Source organism: Pseudooceanicola nanhaiensis DSM 18065, from assembly GCF_000688295.1.
GTDB classification, from domain to species: domain Bacteria; phylum Pseudomonadota; class Alphaproteobacteria; order Rhodobacterales; family Rhodobacteraceae; genus Pseudooceanicola; species Pseudooceanicola nanhaiensis.
In genome coordinates this window covers 284,612-301,629 of record NZ_JHZF01000013.1, presented here as the reverse complement: position 1 = coordinate 301,629, position 17,018 = coordinate 284,612, and the positions used below count along the sequence as shown (strand labels likewise).

Sequence of the window (17,018 nt, the reverse complement as noted above, 5' to 3'; positions counted from 1 at the left end):
CGGATGAGATGAACGACTTCACCACGCGCCCCGAGATCCGCGGCACCTTCGGCACCGTCACCTCCACCCACTGGATCGCCTCGACGGTCGGCATGGGCATCCTCGAGAAGGGCGGCAACGCCTTCGATGCCGCCGTCGCGACGGGCCTGACGCTCCAGATCGTCGAGCCGCATCTGAACGGCCCCGCCGGGGACCTTCCGGCGATCTTCAGGCAGGCCGAGAGCGACGTGCAGGTCCTCTGCGCCCAGGGCCCGGCACCCGCCGGGGCGACGTTGGAGCATTACCGCAAGGAACTTGGCGGCGAACACGCGCTGATCCCGGGCTCCGGCCACCTCGCGACCGTGATCCCCGGCGCCTTCGACGGCTGGATGCTGATGCTGCGCGATTACGGCACGATGGAGCCCGCCGACATCCTCGCCCCCGCCATCGGCTACGCCCGCGACGGCCACCCGATGCTGCCGCGCGTGGCCGACCAGATCGCGGGGCTCGCGGCGTATTTCGCCGAACACTGGCCCTCGTCCCACGCCACCTGGTGCCCGGACGGCAAGGCCCCCGAGGCGCACAAGCTCTTCCGCAACCCCGACCTCGCCGCGACCTACCAGCGGCTCGCCGACAGCGCCGAGGGCGACACCCGCGAGGCCCGGATCGACGCCGTCCGCCGGACCTGGGCCGAGGGCTTCGTGGCCGAGACCATCGACAGGTTCGTTGCCGAGGCCGAGGTCATGGATGTCTCGGAAAGCACCCACAAGGGCGTGCTGACCAAGGCGGACATGGCGGGCTGGGAAGCCACAGTCGAGACCCCGCTCTCGGTCGAATACCACGGCTGGACGGTCTACAAGACCCAGAGCTGGAGCCAGGGGCCGGTGCTCCTGCAGGCGCTGCAGATCCTGAAGCACTTCGACCTGGCGTCGATGGACCCGAACGGGGCGGAGTTCGTGCACACCGTCATCGAGGCGATGAAGCTCGCCTATGCCGACCGCGAGGCCTATTACGGCGACCCGGCGCAGAGCGAGATCCCGATGGAGCACCTCCTGTCGGACGATTACGCCGCCGAACGCGCCAGGCTCATCACCGAGACGGCCTCGACCGAGCAGCGCCCGGGCCGCGTTCCCGGCTTCGAGCATCTCGCGGATGCCTGCATCGCCCGCTCGACCCGGAATTACGAGGTCTCCGACGTCGCCGCGCAGGAGCCCACCATGGCGCATCTGACCGACCGCAAGGGCGACACCGTGCACCTCGACGTGATCGACCGCTGGGGCAATGCCGTCTCGGCCACGCCCTCGGGCGGCTGGCTGCAGTCGAACCCGGTGGTGCCGGGGCTGGGCTTCCCGCTCAACTCCCGTGCGCAGATGTACTGGCTGGAGGACGGCCAGCCGCTGACGCTGGCGCCCGGCCGACGGCCCCGCACGACACTGACGCCCTCGATGGCCGAGAAGGACGGCGCGCTGCTGGCCTTCGGCACCCCGGGCGGTGACCAGCAGGACCAGTGGCAGCTGGTGTGGTTCCTGCGCTTCGTCCACCACGGGCTGTCGCTCCAGCAGGGGATGGACGCGCCGCTCTTCCATTCGATGCATTTCCAGGGGTCCTTCTACCCGCGCGCCTGCAAGCCCGCCGAGATGATGATCGAGCCGAACGTGGGGGAAGCGACCATCGAAGGGCTCCGCGACCGGGGCCACATCGTCCACGTCGCCGGTCCCTGGACCGTCGGCCGCCTGACCGCTGCGATGCGCGAGGCGGACGGCACCCTGCGCGCCGCCGCGACGCCGCGGCTGATGCAGGCCTATGCCGTGGGGCGCTGATGACCTGGTCGATCGTCGCAAGGGATGAGCGCACGGGAGAGATCGGCATCGCCGTCGCCTCCCGCTTCTTCGCCTGTGGGGCCGCCGTGCCCTACGTGGGCGCGAATGCCGCCGTGGCCACCCAGGCCTTCGTCAACCCGCTTTGGGGGGTCGAGGGGCTGGCGCGGCTGAAGGCGGGCGAGGCGGCGCAGGCCGTGCTCGAGGATTTCCGCGCGCGGGACGGCGGGCAGGCGCTGCGCCAGTCGCACATGATGGACAGCCACGGCGCCTTCGCCGCCCATACCGGGGACGATTGCACCCCGTGGTGCGGGCACCTGATCCGGTCGGATCATTCCGTGGCGGGCAACATGCTCGCGGGCCCCGAGGTGATCGAGGAGACCTCCCGCACCTTCGCCGAAACGCAGGGCCCGCTCGCCAACCGGCTCCTTGCCGCCATGCAGGCGGGCGAGGCCGCGGGCGGCGACAAGCGCGGCAGGCAGGCCGCCGGCCTGACGATCCACCGCGGGCAGGACTACGCGCACCTGTCGCTCCGCATCGACGATCACGACGACCCGCTGACGGAACTCGCGCGCCTGCTCGAGGTCGCGGGCGAACGCTACCTGATGGTGGCCGAGACCTTCCCGACCGCCGACAACTTCTCCGGCACGACCGACCGCCGCCATATCGACGCGGCCATCGCCGCCGCCGAAGACCAACGCCGCGCGGAGGGCCGCCCCTCGGCCTCCCGCGCCACAAGCACCGAGGCCTGAATGGATCCCACCCACATCGCGCTCATCGCCGGTATCGCCGTCCTCGCCGGTATCGCCGGCGGCATCCTCGCGGGCCTTCTGGGCGTCGGCGGCGGGATCGTCATCGTCCCGGCGCTCTACCTTGCCCTGTCGTTCACCGACATGGACCCCGGCCTCATCATGCAGGTGGCGGTCGGCACCTCGCTGGCGTCGATCATCTTCACCTCGGCCTCCTCGTCCTGGGGCCACTGGAAGAAAGGCGCGATCGACGTCCAGCTCCTGAAGCTCTGGGCGCCCTCGATCCTCGTCGGAACGGTCGGCGGCGCCATCGTGGGCGGCGTCGTCTCGGGGCAGGTGCTGATTGCGGTCTTCGCGGTGGTGGCCTTCATCGTCGCGATGGACATGATCTTCCGCAAACCCTCGGCCTCCGAGACCCCGCGCAGCTTCTCGCGGCCCGTCTGGATCGGCTCGGGCGTCTTCGCCGGCGCGATCTCGGCGATGATGGGGATCGGCGGCGGCACGGTCTGCGTGCCGGTGCTGAACTTCCTGGGCTACGACATCCGGCGCGCGGTCGGCACCTCGGCCGCCATCGGCTTCTTCATCGGCGTGCCCGGCGCGATCACCTATGCCATCACCGGCATGGGGCAGGCGGACCTGCCGCCCTTCTCGCTGGGCTATGTCAACCTGATCCTGCTCGTGTTCCTCGTTCCGCTGACCACGACATTCGCCCGGGTTGGTGTCTCTCTGGCACATTCCATCCCGCAACGCAGATTGAGGCTTCTCTTCGGGTTGTTCCTCGTGGCAACAGCCGTGAACATGGTGCGCGATTTGATCATGCACGCCATGTGATCAGCCGCGCGGAGGAGGCGATGAGCGACGACGACATCCTGACCCTGCTCCTCGGCGGGATCGACGACGGGCGCTTCGTCTCGGGCGACCGGCTGCTGCCGGAGCGGCGGCTGGCCGAGGCCATGGGCATCAGCCGCGCGCGGCTGCGCCGGACACTGGACCGGCTGACCGAGGAGGGGCGCCTCTTCCGTCACCAGGGGCAGGGCACCTTCATCTCGCCGCCTCCCGCGCTCGAGGTGGCGGGGCACGAGGCGCTGGCCCGGCAGGTCACGCCGCAGAACGTCATGGAAGTCCGGATCGAGGTGGAGCCCGCGCTCGCCGCGCTGGCCGCCGAACGCGCCAGCCGGGCCGAGCTCGAGTCGCTCAAGCGCCTGATGCAGGCGACGCTGGGGGTCGAGGACATGGCGGCCTACGAGGCCGCGGACGAGGTCTTTCACTACCGGATCGCGGAGCTTGCGCACAATCCGCTGTTCCTCAGCATCTACCAGTCCGTCCGCGCGGTCCGGCGCCATGCGCGCTGGACCGACGCCCGCCGGCACACCCATTCCCTGCGCCGCATCACCCTGCTGGGCCGCCAGCACGAGGCGCTGACCGTGGCGATCGCCGGGCGCGACGCGGCGGAGGCCGCGCATCTGATGGAGGATCACCTGATCACCGTCTCGAACGCGATGCTGCGCAACCGCGGCGCCCGTTCGGTGATCTGCGACTGAGCCCGGCTCAGCCGCGGCGTCGTGCCGGGGCCAGGGCCGAGGCGGCCTCCACCTCTTCCACGCTGGGCGTCGGCCAGTCGAAATAGTCGAGCGTCCCGGCATAGCCGTTGCCGCCCATCCGGCCGATGGCGTCGAGCTTCTCGTGATCCGAATAGCAGGTCGCGGTGTCGATGATGTCCTCGCGGACATGGGCCATCACGATCCGGCCCAGGATGATCTCGCGCGCGGAGCTGACCTGTATCCCGAGGTAGCGGCGGCATTCGAAGGCGACCGGCGCCTCGGCGATGCGGGGTGCGGCGATCCGGTCGCCGGGCACGGTGGTCAGGCCCGCCATCCGCACCTCGTCCACCTCGGGTCCGAAGGCAGCGGCGGTGGCGGCCATCGCGGCGACGTTGGCGCGGTCCACGATGTTCACCGTGAAGCATTCGGTCATCCGGATGTTCCACGCCGTGTCCTTGAAACTGCGGTCGGGCTTGTTCTCGACCCCGAGGGCGAGGATCGGCGGATCGGCCGAGAGGCAGTTGAAGAAGGAATAGGGCGCCGCATTCACCACGCCGTCCGGAGAGACCGTCGTGACCCAGGCGATCGGCCGGGGGACGATGGTGCCGATCATCACCTTGTAGGCCTCGCGCGGGGTCAGCGCGTCGAAATCCAGCGCGTGGTGGCTCATTGCGCGAGCTCCTTTCCGTAATGCGACAGGATGGAGCGGATGCTGTCGGGCTGGCGGGCCAGCTCCGCCCGTCCCTGCACCGCGCCGAGGTGATGGTCCATGATCGCGATGGCCCGCTCCGCGTCACCGGACTGGATCGCGTCGATGATCTGGGAATGCTCGTCGACGGCGCAGTCCGAGGAATGGCTGCGGGCATAGAGCGACATGATGAGCGAACAGCGGATCACGACCTCGGAAACGTAGCGGGCGAGGATCTCGTTGCCGGTCAGCTCGGCGAGCAGGACGTGGAACTCTCCGGCCAGCCGGATCGAGACGGGGCCGTCCTTGCCGCGCACGCCTTCCTCGTTCCGGACATGCGAGCGGAGCTGATCGTATCCAGTGTCGGGGATGCGATTGCAGAGGATCCGGATCACCTCGTTCTCGAGAATGCGCCGCACCTCGAAGATCTGCTGCGCTTCCTCCTTCGACGGTTCGGCCACGAAGGCCCCGCGATTGCGCTGCGTGACGACAAGGCCCTCGTTCTCGAGCCGGACGAGCGCATGGCGGACGATGGTGCGACTCACGCCGAACTGCTCGCCCACCGTGTCCTCGGGCAGGCGCATGCCGGGCTTCAGAGCCTGTTCGATAATGGCCTTTCGCAGCAGATCGTAGACTGCCGTGGTCAGCGTGTTCTTGCCGTCGCTCATGTCCGTCCGCCTGTCTTTCCTGCACTCGTCATATCGCATGCGATTTTTTACGTCAATTGGATACAATTTACTTGCATCGTGTCCGGCCGGTCTGCATGCCTGTTGTATCGTATCCAATCTTCGCGATTCTAAAATACAATCCACTCGACAGGGGATGACCAGAATGAAACTTCGGAAGATACTGCTCGCATCTGCGGCGCTCGCGACCCTCGCCGGGGCGGCGCCGGCTGATTCGGTCCTGAAATGGGGCGCGAACCGGGACATCGGCTCGCTCGATCCCTATTCCTACGGCGACAGCTTCACCATCAACGTGCTCAATCACGTCTACGAAGGTCTCGTCCGCTACAACAAGGATCTCAAGATCGAGCCCGCGCTGGCCGAAAGCTGGGAAATCCTCGACGACCAGGTGACCTGGCGGTTCAAGCTGCGCGAGGGGGTGACCTTCCACAACGGCAATCCCTTCACGGCCGCCGACGTGGTCGCCTCGCTCGCCCGGGTCAGCGACGACGCCTCGCCGCTGAAGGGGAACCTGCCGGCCTATGTCTCGTCGGAAGCGGTCGACGACCTGACCGTCGACATCAAGCTGAACGGCACATACCCGCTGCTGCTGAACGACCTGACCAACATCCACATCTTCGACGAGGAGTGGATGACCGAGCATGACGCGCTGAAGCCGACGGACATCGGCGCCGGGGTCGAGGGCTATGCCACCTACAACGCGAACGGCACCGGACCCTTCAGCGTCGAGAGCCGGCAGCCCGACGCGAAGACCGTCTTCGTCAAGAACCCGGAGTGGTGGGACACGCCCCAGCACAACCTGGACGGCTTCGAGCTGCTGCCGGTGACCTCGGCGGCCACCCGGGTCGCGGCGCTGCTCTCGGGCGAGATCAGCTTCACCAACGACGCGCCGGTGCAGGACCTTCCGCGGCTCGAGGCCGCGCCGAACGTCTCGGTGCTGGAAGGTGTCGACCTGCGGACGGTGATGATCGGCTTCCCGTTCCGCGAGACGCTCACCACCAGCGAGGCCAATCCCTTCACCGACGTGAAGGTGCGAGAGGCACTCTACAAGGCGATAGACCTCGACCTGATCCACCAGAAGGTCATGCGCGGCAAGTCCCGCATCGCGGGTGCCACCGTCGCCCCGCCGATCCCGGGCTATGCGCCCGAGCTGGACGAGCTGCCGGAATTCGACCCCGACGCCGCCAGGCAGATGCTGTCCGAGGCGGGCGTGCCCGAGGGGCTGTCCTTCGAGTTCAGCTGCATCTCGGACGGTCTCGTGAACGAGGAGCAGTTCTGCCAGGCCATCGCCTCGATGTGGTCGCGCGTGGGTCTTGCCCCCAAGCTCGACGTGGCGCCGCGCGCGGTGCAGACGCCGAAGCGGACGAGCGGAAACACCGACGTCTACATCCTTGGCTGGGCGACGCTGCCGATGCTCGACGCCTATTCGCCGTTGTTGCAGATCTTCCACACCAAGGAAGGCAATTCCGGCGTGTTCAACTGGGGCGGCTGGTCCTTCCCCGAGCTCGACAAGCTGATCGACGCGGCGGGCAGCGAGCTCGACCTCGAAAAGCGGCTGGCGCTCGAGACCGAGGCGCTCGGGATCGTGAAGAAAGAGCACATCATGCTGCCGCTGCACCAGCAGCCGATGGCATGGGCGGTGACCGACGAGGTGTCCGCGATGCCGCTCTTCCCGGACAACAAGCCGCGGCTCTGGTTCGCGACGATGAAGTGAGCCTGACGGCCGGGCCCCGGCGGGCCCGGCCCAACCTGCACCCCCGGAGACAGCCATGCTCGCCTTTCTCATCAAGCGCACAGCCAACGCCATCTTCGTGATGCTGGCCGTCGCCTTCCTCGCCTTCGTGATCTTCCGTTTCTTCGGCGATCCGGTCGAGATGATGGTGAACGAACAGGCGACGCAGTCCGACCGCGCCGAGCTGCGCGAAAGGCTGGGGCTGAACGACGGGTTCATCACCCAGTACGTCCGCTTCGTCGTGAACGCGGCGCAGATGGATTTCGGCATCTCCTACCGGAACCAGCAGGACGTCACCGTGCTCATCAAGGACCGTTTCCCCGCCACTTTCGAGCTGGTGCTGGTGGCCACCGTGATTTCCCTCGTCGTCGGGATCCCCTTGGGGGTGGTGACGGCGGTGCACCGGAATTCGGCGCTGGCGAACGTGCTCCAGACCGGCTCCATCGTCGGGATCTCGCTGCCGAGTTTCGTCGTCGGGATCATGCTGATCCTGCTCTTCTCGGTCACGCTGGGCTGGCTGCCCGCCTTCGGCCGCGGCGAGACGGTCGACATCGGCTGGTGGTCCACCGGCCTGCTGACGCCATCGGGCCGGCAGGCGCTGATCCTGCCGTCGATCTCGCTCTCGATCTTCCAGATCACCATGGTGATGCGGCTGGTCCGGGCCGAGATGCTCGAGACGCTGCGCACCGATTACGTGAAATTCGCCCGCGCCCGGGGCGTGCCCAGGGGCCGCGTCCACTGGCGCCATGCGCTCAGGAACTGCCTGATGCCGGTCATCACGCTGACGGGGATGCAGATCGGCAACCTCATCGCCTTCGCGCTGGTGACCGAGACGGTGTTCCAGTGGCCCGGCATGGGCATGCTCTTCATCCAGGCGGTGACCTTCGTCGATATCCCGGTGATGGCCGCCTACCTGATGCTGGTGTCGCTGATCTTCGTGGTGCTGAACACGGTTGTCGACATCACCTACGCCTGGGTCGATCCGCGGCTCAGGGACGACACCGCCCGCGCCGGTGGCGCACATGGCTGAGGCCAAGGACCCGATGGACAAGACCCTGACACCCGACATGCGCACCGCCACCGACGCGACGCTGGTTCCGGTCCGCCGCTCGCGCCTGAAGCGGCTGCGCGAGAGCGACCTGTGGTTCTCCTTCCGCAGCCACCCCTCGGCGATCTTCGCGGCCGGGCTGCTGACGCTGATCGCGCTGACCGCCTTCCTCGCGCCGTGGATCACGCCGCAGAACCCCTATGACCTGTCCTCGCTCGAGCTCTGGAATTCCGAAATCCCGCCGATCTGGAACGCCGAAGGGCAGTGGCCCTACATCCTCGGCACCGACACCCAGGGGAGGGACATCCTCTCGGCCATCCTCTACGGCTCGCGCATCTCGCTGGTGATCGGCTTTGCCTCGGTCATCCTCGCGCTGGCCGTGGGGCTGGCGCTCGGGCTCGTCGCCGGGTTCTTCGGCGGCTGGTCGGACAACGTCATCATGCGGATCGGCGACGTGCTCCTGTCGATGCCCTTCATCCTGATCGCGATCCTGATCACCGCGGTTGCCTCCGCCTCCCTGCCGACAGGGCTGAAGGACGTGCTCGCGGCGCCCATCCTGATCGTCGCCATCGCCGTGCCCTCCTGGGTGCAATACGCCCGGACGGTCCGTGCCTCGGCCATGGTCGAGAGCCGCAAGGAATACGTGCAGGCGGCGCGGCTGATCCGGGTGAAGGCGTGGCGGATCATGCTGCACCACATCCTGCCCAACTGCATGACGCCGATCATGGTGGCCGCGACGCTGAACTTCGGGCTGGCGATCCTGTCCGAGGCGACGCTCTCCTTCCTCGGCGTGGGCATGCCTCCGGACCAGCCGTCGCTCGGCACGCTGATCCGGATCGGCAACCAGTACCTCTTCTCGGGCCTGTGGTGGATCGTGGTCTTCCCCGCGATCCAGCTCTGCCTGATCGTGCTGTCGGTCAACATGATCGGCGACTGGCTGCGCGACGCCCTCAACCCCAAACTCCGGTGACCAAGATGACGCCCAAGACCCTCAAGAACGTCCGCCCCATGGGGGCCGCTGCGACAGAGCTGCACATCGTGGACGGCAGGTTCGCCGCCTCGGCCGGAGAGGGCGCCGAGGTCATCGACTGCGGCGGCCGTATCCTGATCCCCGGGCTGGTCGAGGCGCATACCCATCTCGACAAGTCGCTCCTCGGGCTGCCGTGGTATCGCAACGAGGTCGGGCCGCGGCTGATCGACAAGATCGACAACGAGCGCGAGGTGAAGGTCTCTCTCGGGCTTGACCCGCAGGTGCAGTCCGAGCGCCACGCCATCCTCGCCATGTCGCACGGCTGCACGCATATCCGGAGCCACGTGGACGTCGACACCCATCACGGGCTGGCCGGCATCGAGGGAGTCATGGCCACCCGCGAGAAGCTGAAGGGCATGATCGACATCGAGATCGTCGCCTTCCCGCAGTCCGGCATGATGACCCGGCCGGGCACGGCCGAACTGATGGACGAGGCTCTGGCCATGGGGGCGGAGCTGGTCGGCGGGATCGACCCCTGCGGGATGGAGAAGGACCCGAAAGGGCATCTCGACACGGTCTTCGCGCTGGCCGAGAAGCACGGGAAGCCCATCGACATCCACCTGCATGAACGCGACGCGCTCGGCTGGTTCTCGATGGAGGAGATCATCGAACGGACGGTCGCGCACGGGATGCAGGGCAAGGTGGCGATCTCCCACGCCTTCTGCCTCGGCGCGGTGGACCGGGCTTATGTCGCGGGGCTCCAGGAGAAGCTCGCCGAGAACCGCATCCACATCCTGACGACCGCGCCCGCGGCCGCGCCGGTCCCGGCGGTGAAGGAGCTGAGCGCGTTCGGTATCCTCGTCGGAGCGGGGTGCGACGGCATCCGGGATACCTGGGGGCCCTACGGCAATTCCGACATGCTGGAGAAGGCGATGGCGGTCGGGCAGCGCAACGGGTTCCGGCGGGACGACGAGCTGGAGCTGGCGCTCGAGATCTGCACCTACGGCGGTGCGGCGATCATCGGGGACGAGGGCTATGGGCTGGAGATCGGCTGCCGCGCGGATTGCGTGCTGGTCGAGGGCGAGACGCTGGCCGAGGCGGTGGTGACCCGGGCGCCGCGGAAGCTGGTGCTGAAGGGCGGGGACGTCACCGCGCGGGATGGCAAATGCGTGGTGGAGGCGCCGTGAGCGATCCTAGGGAAACAGGCAAGGGCCGCGTCCGGCCCTGGGTGGGCGCATCCCTGCTGCGAGCGATGCGCGGCGTGATCGTGCCCATGCCGATGTTTCGGCGCGGGACGGAGAGGATGCGCCCTTTCGGGGGGAGGCTCGGGCGCGGCCCGGCGTCCCGCCGGGCCATGCTGATCGAACGCAGCGCGATGGACGGCCCGAAATGAAGACCCTCCTCTCCGCCCGCTGGGTCATCGGCCACCGCGACGACCGCCACGTCGTCCACGAGAACGGCGTCGTCGTGATCGAGGGCGATGCCGTGCAGCATGTGGGCGCCTCCTTCGACGGCGAGGTCGCCCGACGGATCGACTACGGCGAGGCCGTCATCTCCCCGGGGTTCATAGACCTCGACGCGCTCTCCGATCTCGACACGACGATCCTCGGCTACGACAACGGGCCCGCCTGGCGGAAGGGCCGGGTCTGGCCCGAGAGCTACGTCGCCGCCGGTCCGCGCGAGATGTATACGCCCGAGGAACTGGCCTTCCAGAAGCACCATGCCTTCGCCCAGCTCATCCGCAACGGGATCACCACCGCGCTGCCGATCGCCTCGCTCTTCTACCGGGAATGGGGCGAGACGGTCGAGGAGTTCGAGGATGCCGCAGCCGCGGCCGAGGACCTCGGCCTCCGGGTCTATCTCGGCCCCGCCTATCGCACCGGCGGGCAGGTGACGGATGCGCAGGGCACCATCCGCGCGGTTCATGACGAGGCACGCGGCCTGCAGGGGCTGGAGGAGGCCGCCGCCTTCGCCCGCCGTATCGACGGTGCCGCGGGGGGCCGCATCCGCGCGATGTTCGCCCCCGACCGGATCGAGACCTGCACCGAAACCCTCCTTGCGCGGACCGCTGCCATCGCGGCCGAGATGGGCGCGCCGGTGCGCCAGCACTGCGCCCAGTCTCCGACCGAGCTGCGTCTGGTGCAGGCGCAGCACGGCTGCGGACCGATCGAATGGCTCGACCGGATCGGTGCCCTGCGGCCGAACTGGCTGCTGCCGCACGGCACCCACGCGACCGAGGCCGAGTTCGCCCTGATCGCTGACGCCGGCGCGACGCTGGTCCATTGCCCGCTGGTCTCGGCCCGGCACGGGGGGATGCTGCGGTCCTTCCCGAAATGCCGCAGCATGGGGATCAACATCGGGCTCGGGACCGACACCTTCCCGCCGGACATGATCCTGAACATGCAGATCGGCATGATCACCGCGCGCCTGTCGGACGGGATGGAGGCGATCCGCGCCGAGGCGATGTTCGACGCGGCGACGCTCGGCGGGGCGCAGGCGCTCGGTCGCCACGATCTGGGCCGGCTCGCACCGGGTGCCCGGGCGGATATCGCGGTGATCGACCTCGCCCGCCTCCTGCAGGGCACCGACCCGGTGCAGAGCCTGATGACGGGGGCCTCGGGCCGCGACGTGCGGGACGTCTGGATCGACGGGCGCCGCGTCATGGCCGACCGGGTCATTCCCGGCATCGACGAGGCCGCCGATGCCGCCCGCGCGCAGGTGCAATTCGACCGCCTGATCGCGCAATATCCCGACCGGACCGTCGGCCATCCGCCGCTGTCCGAGATCTTCACCCCGAGCTACGAAAGGATCCGCGAATGAGTGACATCGTGCTCGACGTCCGCAATCTGCGCGTCGAATTCCCCACACGGAAGGGCATCCTGACGGCGGTGGACGACGTCTCTCTGACCATCCGGAAGGGCGAGATCCTCGGCATGGTCGGCGAATCCGGCGCCGGCAAGTCGATGACCGGCATGGCGATCCTCGGCCTGCTGGAGCCACCCGGCCGGATCGCCAGCGGCGCCATCCACCTGTCCGGCGACCGGATCGACACGCTCTCGGACCGCGAGATGCAGGACATCCGCGGGCGTCGCATCGGGGCGATCTTCCAGGACCCGCTGACCTCTCTCAACCCGCTCTTTCGGGTCGGCGACCAGCTGGTCGAGACGATCCGCCTGCACACCGACCTCGGCAAGGCGCAGGCGCGCGCGCGGGCCAGGGACCTGATGCGCGAGGTGGGGATCCCCGCGGTGGAGGAGCGGATCGACAATTACCCGCACCAGTTCTCGGGCGGGATGCGCCAGCGCATCGTCATCGCGCTGGCGCTCTGCGCGGAGCCCGAGCTGATCGTCGCGGACGAACCGACCACCGCGCTCGACGTCTCGATCCAGGCGCAGATCACGGCGCTGCTGAAACGGCTCTGCCGGGAGCGGGGCACGGCCGTGATGCTGGTCACCCACGACATGGGCGTGATCGCCGAAACCGCGGACCGGGTGGCGGTGATGTATGCCGGGCGGCTGGCCGAGGTCGGCGCGGTCGAGGACGTCGTGCGCCGGCCGCAGCATCCCTATACCGCGGGCCTGATGGGTTCGATCCCGAGCCTTCGGTCGGAGGCGGAGGAGCTTCGGATGATCCCAGGCGCGATGCCGCGGCTCGACGCGATCCCGCAAGGCTGCGCCTTCCATCCCCGCTGCGAACATGCCGGGCCGAAATGCCGCCGCGCGGTGCCCCGCATCGACGGGCCCGGCGCCGCCTGCTGGCTCGCCCTCGAAGGAGAAACCGCATGAGCCTGCGCCCCGATGCCATCCTCGAGGTCGACGCGCTGGAACGCCGGTTCGACGTGTCCGCCCCCTGGCTGAACCGGCTGATCGAGCGCAAGCCGCGCCGGACGCTCCGCGCCGTGGACGGGGTGGATTTCATCATCCGGCGCGGCCAGACGCTGGCGCTGGTCGGGGAATCGGGCTGCGGCAAGAGCACCATCGCCAAGCTGGTGACAGGGCTGCACGCGCCCTCGGGCGGGGCGATCCGCTTCCACGGAGATCGCGACCGGCTCCAGATGATCTTCCAGGACCCCTATGCCAGCCTCAATCCGCGCTGGCGGGTGGGACGCATCGTGGCCGAGCCGCTGCGCACGCTGCGGCCCGGCACGCCGGAGGCCGAGGTCTCGGCCCGGGTGGACGAGCTGCTGCGCACCGTCGGCCTGTCTCCGTCGGACGGCCTGAAGTTCCCGCATGAATTCTCGGGCGGGCAGCGGCAGCGCATCTCGATCGCGCGGGCGCTCGCCGGAGAGCCGGAGTTCCTCGTCTGCGACGAACCGACCTCGGCGCTGGATGTGAGCGTGCAGGCGCAGGTGCTGAACCTGATGAAGCGGCTCCAGAAGGAGATGGACCTCACCTATCTCTTCATCAGCCACGACCTGAGCGTGGTGCGGCACATGGCCGACGTGATCGCGGTGATGTACCTTGGCCGGATCGTCGAGATCCAGCCGACCGCCGATCTCTTCGCCTCCCCGCTGCACCCCTATACGCGGCTGCTGCTCGAGACGATCCCCGACCTCGAAGCGCCGAAGCGCGACCGGAGCCCGATGGGCGGGGAGGTGCCTTCCCCCGTCTCGCCGCCGCCGGGCTGCAGCTTCCATCCGCGCTGCCCGCTGGCCTTCGACCGGTGCCGGGCCGAGCGCCCGCAGCGCCGCCCCGAGGTGCACGACCGCCGCGTCGCCTGTTTCGCCTGCGAGGAGACGGCCGATGTATGACGAGACCTTCATGCGCCGCGCCATCGAGATCTCGCGGCAGGCGCTCGACACGCCGGGGACGGAGCCTTTCGGCGCCGTCGTCGTCAAGGGCGGCCGGATCGTCGGCGAGGGGATCAACCGCTCGGTGATGAACCACGATCCCACCTCGCACGGCGAGACCGAGGCGATCCGCGACGCCTGCCGAAACCTCCGCACGGTCGATCTGCGGGGCTGCGCGCTCTACACCTCCTGCGAGCCCTGCGCGCTCTGCGTCGCGGCCATGGGGATCGCGGGGATCTCGGTGCTCTATTACGCGGCGGACATGGACCAGGCGGGCGCCGCGCTCGGCACGCTGCCCGAAAGCGCCCGCTTCCCGATAGACCCGGCGCATCTGCGGCATGAATGCGGGCATCCCGTGGCCGCGCGGCGGATGCCCGCGAGCCAGCACCTCGCCGCATCGGCGGCCGAGGTGCTGAACGCATGGGCCGCGCGGGCCCGGTCCGGTGGCTGACCTACCGGCAATCCGCGCCTAGCCGTCGAGCTCCGCGATCACCGCCTGCGCCAGCGGCAGCGGCGAATAGCCAAGCCGCGAGGGGGTCAGCCCCATGCGGACGATCACCATGTCGCGCGACGGGAAGATGCCGACCGACTGCCCGTCATGGCCCTGCAGCCAGACCGCATCCTCGAAGGCCGGGCGATCGCCCGGCGATTCACGCCAGAGATGGCCGCGCGCATAGAGCCCGCCCGAGGATTCGGTCGGCTCGAACATCCAGTCGGTGAAGCCCTCGGGCAGGATCTGCCGGCCATTCCACGCGCCCTTCTGCAGCAGGAACTGCCCGTAGCGCGCCCAGTCCCGGGCGGTGGCGTACATGTAGCTCGACCCGACGAAGGTGTCCTCCGCGTCCGGTTCCATCACCGCCGAGGCCATGCCGAGCGGGCCGAACAGCGCCGCGCGGGGATAGGACAGGCTCTCCGCGCCCACCCGGTCCTGCCAGAAGCGCGACAGCATGGTGGTGGTGCCCGAGGAATAGTTGAACACGCTGCCGACCGCCGCGCGCGCCGGGCGGCCCGCGGCGAAGCCGGCCATGTCGTCGTTGAGATAGAGCATCCGCGTCACGTCCGAGACGTCGCCGTAATCCTCGTTCCACTCGAGCCCGCTGGCCATGGCCAGCATGGATTCGACGGTGATGTCGCGCCTGTCGTCCTCGGCCCAGGCGGGAAAGCTGTCGGTGAGCGGATCGCCCAGCTCGACCCGGCCTGCCTCGATCAGCGTGCCGATCAGCCCGGCGACGACCGTCTTCGTCATCGACCAGCCAAGCAGCGGGGTCCCGGCGTCGAACCCCTCCGCATAGGCCTCGCCCAGGATGCGCCCGTTCCGGACCACGACGACCGCGCGGTAACCGTCGCCGAGCAGTGCGGGATCCGACAGGATCGCCGCCAGCCCGGTATCCTGCGAGGGCGCGACCCGGTCGCCCTCGGGCCAGAGGCCATCCGGCGCCGCGGTTGCGGCGAGCCGGGCCGCCTCGGCCGGTTCGGCCTCGTGCAGGTTGCTGCAACCGAGACCGTCGCGGTACTGCGAGACCGCCGGGGCGAAGATGCCGAAGACATGGGCCGTCACGCGCCGTGCCTCGGTGTCGGTGTCGACCGAGACATATTTCAGCAGCGGATGGCCCGGTGCCTGCACGTCGGTCGCCAGCACGTCCTCGGCGTCGCGCCCGGCAAGGAAGACGTTCGAACAGACGATCTTGGCCGAATAATTCGTGCCGACCCGCAGCAGGTCCGGCGGCGCGACCAGCAGGTAGCCCGCCGCGGCCACCACGATCAGCACGAGGGTGCCGATGATGATCTTCAGTGCCTTGCCCAACATCTCATGTCCCCGGCCGGTCGCCCGGCGCCCCCCTGATGATCCCGCAACCCGGGGCAGAGGCTTCGTCGGCCCGGGTCCTGCGCGATGTTCCCTCAGCTTTCCGGTTCAGGCCAGCGCGACGTGGGGGCACGGCCGGATCGCGGGGCGGCCGGACGGGGCGCTGCCCGGCGTCGCGTGGCTGGACGGGTGGCACCCGGTTGCGCGGCGGGGCAAATCATGACCACCTGCGACGGCAGGACCCGCGGCCGTGCCCGGGCCCCCGCGACGCGCAATGGGACACGGAGGGCGCAATGCCGGCGATCATCCTACTCTCGGCCCGGAGCCGACGCTCCGGCGGCTCGCGTTCCGGCACAAGCGCCCAACCCGGACGCAATACTCTCCACCTGTATGATCCCCCGGAGGCCGCCTGATGGGAGAGCGTCCGGACCCCCGTTCCGACCCGCGGATCCCGGAGCGGCGCCGTGGCCTCCGGCATGCCTGGGACGCGACCGGCTATTCGCTCGCCGGTCTGCGGCGATTGTCCCGCGAGACGGCCGCGCGGATGGAATGCCTCGGAGCGGCACTTGGCGCGGCGGCGCTCTGGGGCGCGGGGGCCTCGGCCGTCGACGTGCTTGTCGCCGCGATCCTGTTCCTGCTTCTGTTGGCGGTCGAAGCGATCAACACGGCGCTGGAAGTGCTGACAAACCGCGTCTCGCCCGGATGGTCCGAAGATGCGAAGGATGCAAAGGACCTCGGGTCGCTGGCCGTGGGCCTGCTGATCCTCGCCAATGCCGGCTGGGTGGCTGCCGTCTGCACCGGGCTCGCGTGAGGGCGCGCGCGCCGCGTGGCTGGCGCGAAACGGCCCGGAATGGCCGGCCTGGGGTGAAGATCGCCTCCCTCATCGCGGCACCGTCGGAGCGCTGCACGCGGACGGACCGGCTGACAAACCGACGCTTAAAATTCATTCCGGAGACTACCCTGCCGCGCTGCGCCGGGATTCAGGTGCTGCCCGCGGCTCTTTGCGGGAGCGCGGACCGCCAACGTGCCAGGACGACTTCGGAGCAGCCGACGCAACCGGAAAGGAAGGGGAAGTTTGGTAGCGGAGGAGGGACTTGAACCCCCGACACGCGGATTATGATTCCGCTGCTCTAACCAACTGAGCTACTCCGCCGAACGACGGGTCGGATATGCCAAGCGCCGCACCCCGTCAAGTGGGAATTCCGGCGCCGGGGC

16 protein-coding genes and 1 tRNA gene are annotated in these 17,018 nt (G+C 68.9%); 13 read left to right on the top strand and 4 right to left on the bottom strand.

The annotated features are described in order from the left end of the window. Nucleotides 1-8: 8 nt before the first annotated feature. The 4 genes from Q344_RS0111540 to Q344_RS0111525 are packed head-to-tail and all read left to right on the top strand — an operon-like array spanning nucleotide 9 to nucleotide 4,086. Nucleotides 9-1,799: a gamma-glutamyltransferase family protein gene (locus Q344_RS0111540; protein ID WP_028286837.1), complete on the top strand. Its 1,791-nt coding sequence runs from the start codon at nucleotides 9-11 to the stop codon at nucleotides 1,797-1,799. Further along, nucleotides 1,799-2,548, top strand: coding sequence for a DUF1028 domain-containing protein (locus tag Q344_RS0111535; protein WP_028286836.1), 750 nt, complete (start codon nucleotides 1,799-1,801; stop codon nucleotides 2,546-2,548). Before Q344_RS0111540 ends, Q344_RS0111535 begins: the two co-directional genes overlap by 1 nt. Continuing rightward, nucleotides 2,549-3,376: a sulfite exporter TauE/SafE family protein gene (locus tag Q344_RS0111530; RefSeq protein ID WP_028286835.1), complete on the top strand. Its 828-nt coding sequence runs from the start codon at nucleotides 2,549-2,551 to the stop codon at nucleotides 3,374-3,376. A 20-nt stretch (nucleotides 3,377-3,396) separates the two neighbouring features. Next, the gene (locus Q344_RS0111525; protein WP_036539532.1) at nucleotides 3,397-4,086 is read left to right on the top strand and encodes a FadR/GntR family transcriptional regulator; all 690 of its coding nucleotides are present in this window, start codon (nucleotides 3,397-3,399) and stop codon (nucleotides 4,084-4,086) included. Nucleotides 4,087-4,093: 7 nt separating this feature from the next. On the opposite strand, the gene Q344_RS23815 is transcribed toward Q344_RS0111525, so the two are convergent. Then, entirely contained in the window at nucleotides 4,094-4,756 is a 663-nt protein-coding gene (locus Q344_RS23815) for a flavin reductase family protein (protein ID WP_036539145.1), read from the bottom strand. Next, entirely contained in the window at nucleotides 4,753-5,442 is a 690-nt protein-coding gene (locus Q344_RS0111515) for a GntR family transcriptional regulator (RefSeq protein WP_028286833.1), read from the bottom strand. The genes Q344_RS23815 and Q344_RS0111515 overlap by 4 nt, the downstream gene beginning before the upstream one ends. 163 nt (nucleotides 5,443-5,605) lie before the next feature. On the opposite strand from Q344_RS0111515, the gene Q344_RS0111510 reads away from it, so the two are divergent. The 8 genes from Q344_RS0111510 (at nucleotide 5,606) to Q344_RS0111470 (ending at nucleotide 14,450) form a co-directional block, all read left to right on the top strand. Next, nucleotides 5,606-7,174, top strand: a complete 1,569-nt coding sequence (locus Q344_RS0111510) for an ABC transporter substrate-binding protein (protein WP_028286832.1) — start codon at nucleotides 5,606-5,608, stop codon at nucleotides 7,172-7,174. A gap of 55 nt (nucleotides 7,175-7,229) precedes the next feature. Continuing rightward, entirely contained in the window at nucleotides 7,230-8,222 is a 993-nt protein-coding gene (locus Q344_RS0111505) for an ABC transporter permease (RefSeq protein WP_028286831.1), read from the top strand. Continuing rightward, entirely contained in the window at nucleotides 8,215-9,210 is a 996-nt protein-coding gene (locus tag Q344_RS0111500; protein WP_308423368.1) for an ABC transporter permease, read from the top strand. Before Q344_RS0111505 ends, Q344_RS0111500 begins: the two co-directional genes overlap by 8 nt. Before the next feature lie 5 nt (nucleotides 9,211-9,215). Further along, the gene (locus Q344_RS0111495) at nucleotides 9,216-10,397 is read left to right on the top strand and encodes an amidohydrolase family protein (protein WP_028286829.1); all 1,182 of its coding nucleotides are present in this window, start codon (nucleotides 9,216-9,218) and stop codon (nucleotides 10,395-10,397) included. 202 nt (nucleotides 10,398-10,599) lie between these two features. After that, nucleotides 10,600-12,030, top strand: coding sequence for a chlorohydrolase family protein (locus Q344_RS0111485; RefSeq protein ID WP_028286827.1), 1,431 nt, complete (start codon nucleotides 10,600-10,602; stop codon nucleotides 12,028-12,030). Next, nucleotides 12,027-12,995, top strand: coding sequence for an ABC transporter ATP-binding protein (locus Q344_RS0111480; RefSeq protein ID WP_028286826.1), 969 nt, complete (start codon nucleotides 12,027-12,029; stop codon nucleotides 12,993-12,995). Before Q344_RS0111485 ends, Q344_RS0111480 begins: the two co-directional genes overlap by 4 nt. Then, nucleotides 12,992-13,960, top strand: coding sequence for an ABC transporter ATP-binding protein (locus Q344_RS0111475; protein ID WP_156954695.1), 969 nt, complete (start codon nucleotides 12,992-12,994; stop codon nucleotides 13,958-13,960). The genes Q344_RS0111480 and Q344_RS0111475 overlap by 4 nt, the downstream gene beginning before the upstream one ends. Next, complete coding sequence (locus Q344_RS0111470; protein ID WP_028286824.1) at nucleotides 13,953-14,450, top strand: nucleoside deaminase; 498 nt, start codon at nucleotides 13,953-13,955, stop codon at nucleotides 14,448-14,450. Before Q344_RS0111475 ends, Q344_RS0111470 begins: the two co-directional genes overlap by 8 nt. A gap of 18 nt (nucleotides 14,451-14,468) precedes the next feature. Here the strand turns inward: Q344_RS0111470 and Q344_RS0111465 are convergent, their stop codons facing one another. Continuing rightward, nucleotides 14,469-15,806, bottom strand: coding sequence for a serine hydrolase domain-containing protein (locus Q344_RS0111465; protein WP_028286823.1), 1,338 nt, complete (start codon nucleotides 15,804-15,806; stop codon nucleotides 14,469-14,471). Nucleotides 15,807-16,215: 409 nt separating this feature from the next. Between Q344_RS0111465 and Q344_RS0111460 the strand changes: the two genes are divergently transcribed. Continuing rightward, a complete protein-coding gene (locus Q344_RS0111460; RefSeq protein ID WP_028286822.1) occupies nucleotides 16,216-16,614 on the top strand; it encodes a diacylglycerol kinase in 399 nt (132 codons plus the stop codon). A 265-nt stretch (nucleotides 16,615-16,879) separates the two neighbouring features. On the opposite strand, the gene Q344_RS0111455 is transcribed toward Q344_RS0111460, so the two are convergent. Beyond that, nucleotides 16,880-16,956: transfer RNA gene (locus Q344_RS0111455), tRNA-Met, on the bottom strand. Nucleotides 16,957-17,018: the final 62 nt, after the last annotated feature.

Coding starts and splice junctions, on each gene's coding strand:
- Q344_RS0111485 (WP_028286827.1), top strand. CDS start 10,600: ATGAAGACCCTCCTCTCCGCCCGCTGGGTCATCGGCCACCGCGACGAC.
- Q344_RS0111540 (WP_028286837.1), top strand. CDS start 9: ATGAACGACTTCACCACGCGCCCCGAGATCCGCGGCACCTTCGGCACC.
- Q344_RS0111535 (WP_028286836.1), top strand. CDS start 1,799: ATGACCTGGTCGATCGTCGCAAGGGATGAGCGCACGGGAGAGATCGGC.
- Q344_RS0111460 (WP_028286822.1), top strand. CDS start 16,216: ATGGGAGAGCGTCCGGACCCCCGTTCCGACCCGCGGATCCCGGAGCGG.
- Q344_RS0111475 (WP_156954695.1), top strand. CDS start 12,992: ATGAGCCTGCGCCCCGATGCCATCCTCGAGGTCGACGCGCTGGAACGC.
- Q344_RS0111495 (WP_028286829.1), top strand. CDS start 9,216: ATGACGCCCAAGACCCTCAAGAACGTCCGCCCCATGGGGGCCGCTGCG.
- Q344_RS0111470 (WP_028286824.1), top strand. CDS start 13,953: ATGTATGACGAGACCTTCATGCGCCGCGCCATCGAGATCTCGCGGCAG.
- Q344_RS0111465 (WP_028286823.1), bottom strand. CDS start 15,806: ATGTTGGGCAAGGCACTGAAGATCATCATCGGCACCCTCGTGCTGATC.
- Q344_RS0111515 (WP_028286833.1), bottom strand. CDS start 5,442: ATGAGCGACGGCAAGAACACGCTGACCACGGCAGTCTACGATCTGCTG.
- Q344_RS23815 (WP_036539145.1), bottom strand. CDS start 4,756: ATGAGCCACCACGCGCTGGATTTCGACGCGCTGACCCCGCGCGAGGCC.
- Q344_RS0111505 (WP_028286831.1), top strand. CDS start 7,230: ATGCTCGCCTTTCTCATCAAGCGCACAGCCAACGCCATCTTCGTGATG.
- Q344_RS0111500 (WP_308423368.1), top strand. CDS start 8,215: ATGGCTGAGGCCAAGGACCCGATGGACAAGACCCTGACACCCGACATG.
- Q344_RS0111525 (WP_036539532.1), top strand. CDS start 3,397: ATGAGCGACGACGACATCCTGACCCTGCTCCTCGGCGGGATCGACGAC.
- Q344_RS0111480 (WP_028286826.1), top strand. CDS start 12,027: ATGAGTGACATCGTGCTCGACGTCCGCAATCTGCGCGTCGAATTCCCC.
- Q344_RS0111510 (WP_028286832.1), top strand. CDS start 5,606: ATGAAACTTCGGAAGATACTGCTCGCATCTGCGGCGCTCGCGACCCTC.
- Q344_RS0111530 (WP_028286835.1), top strand. CDS start 2,549: ATGGATCCCACCCACATCGCGCTCATCGCCGGTATCGCCGTCCTCGCC.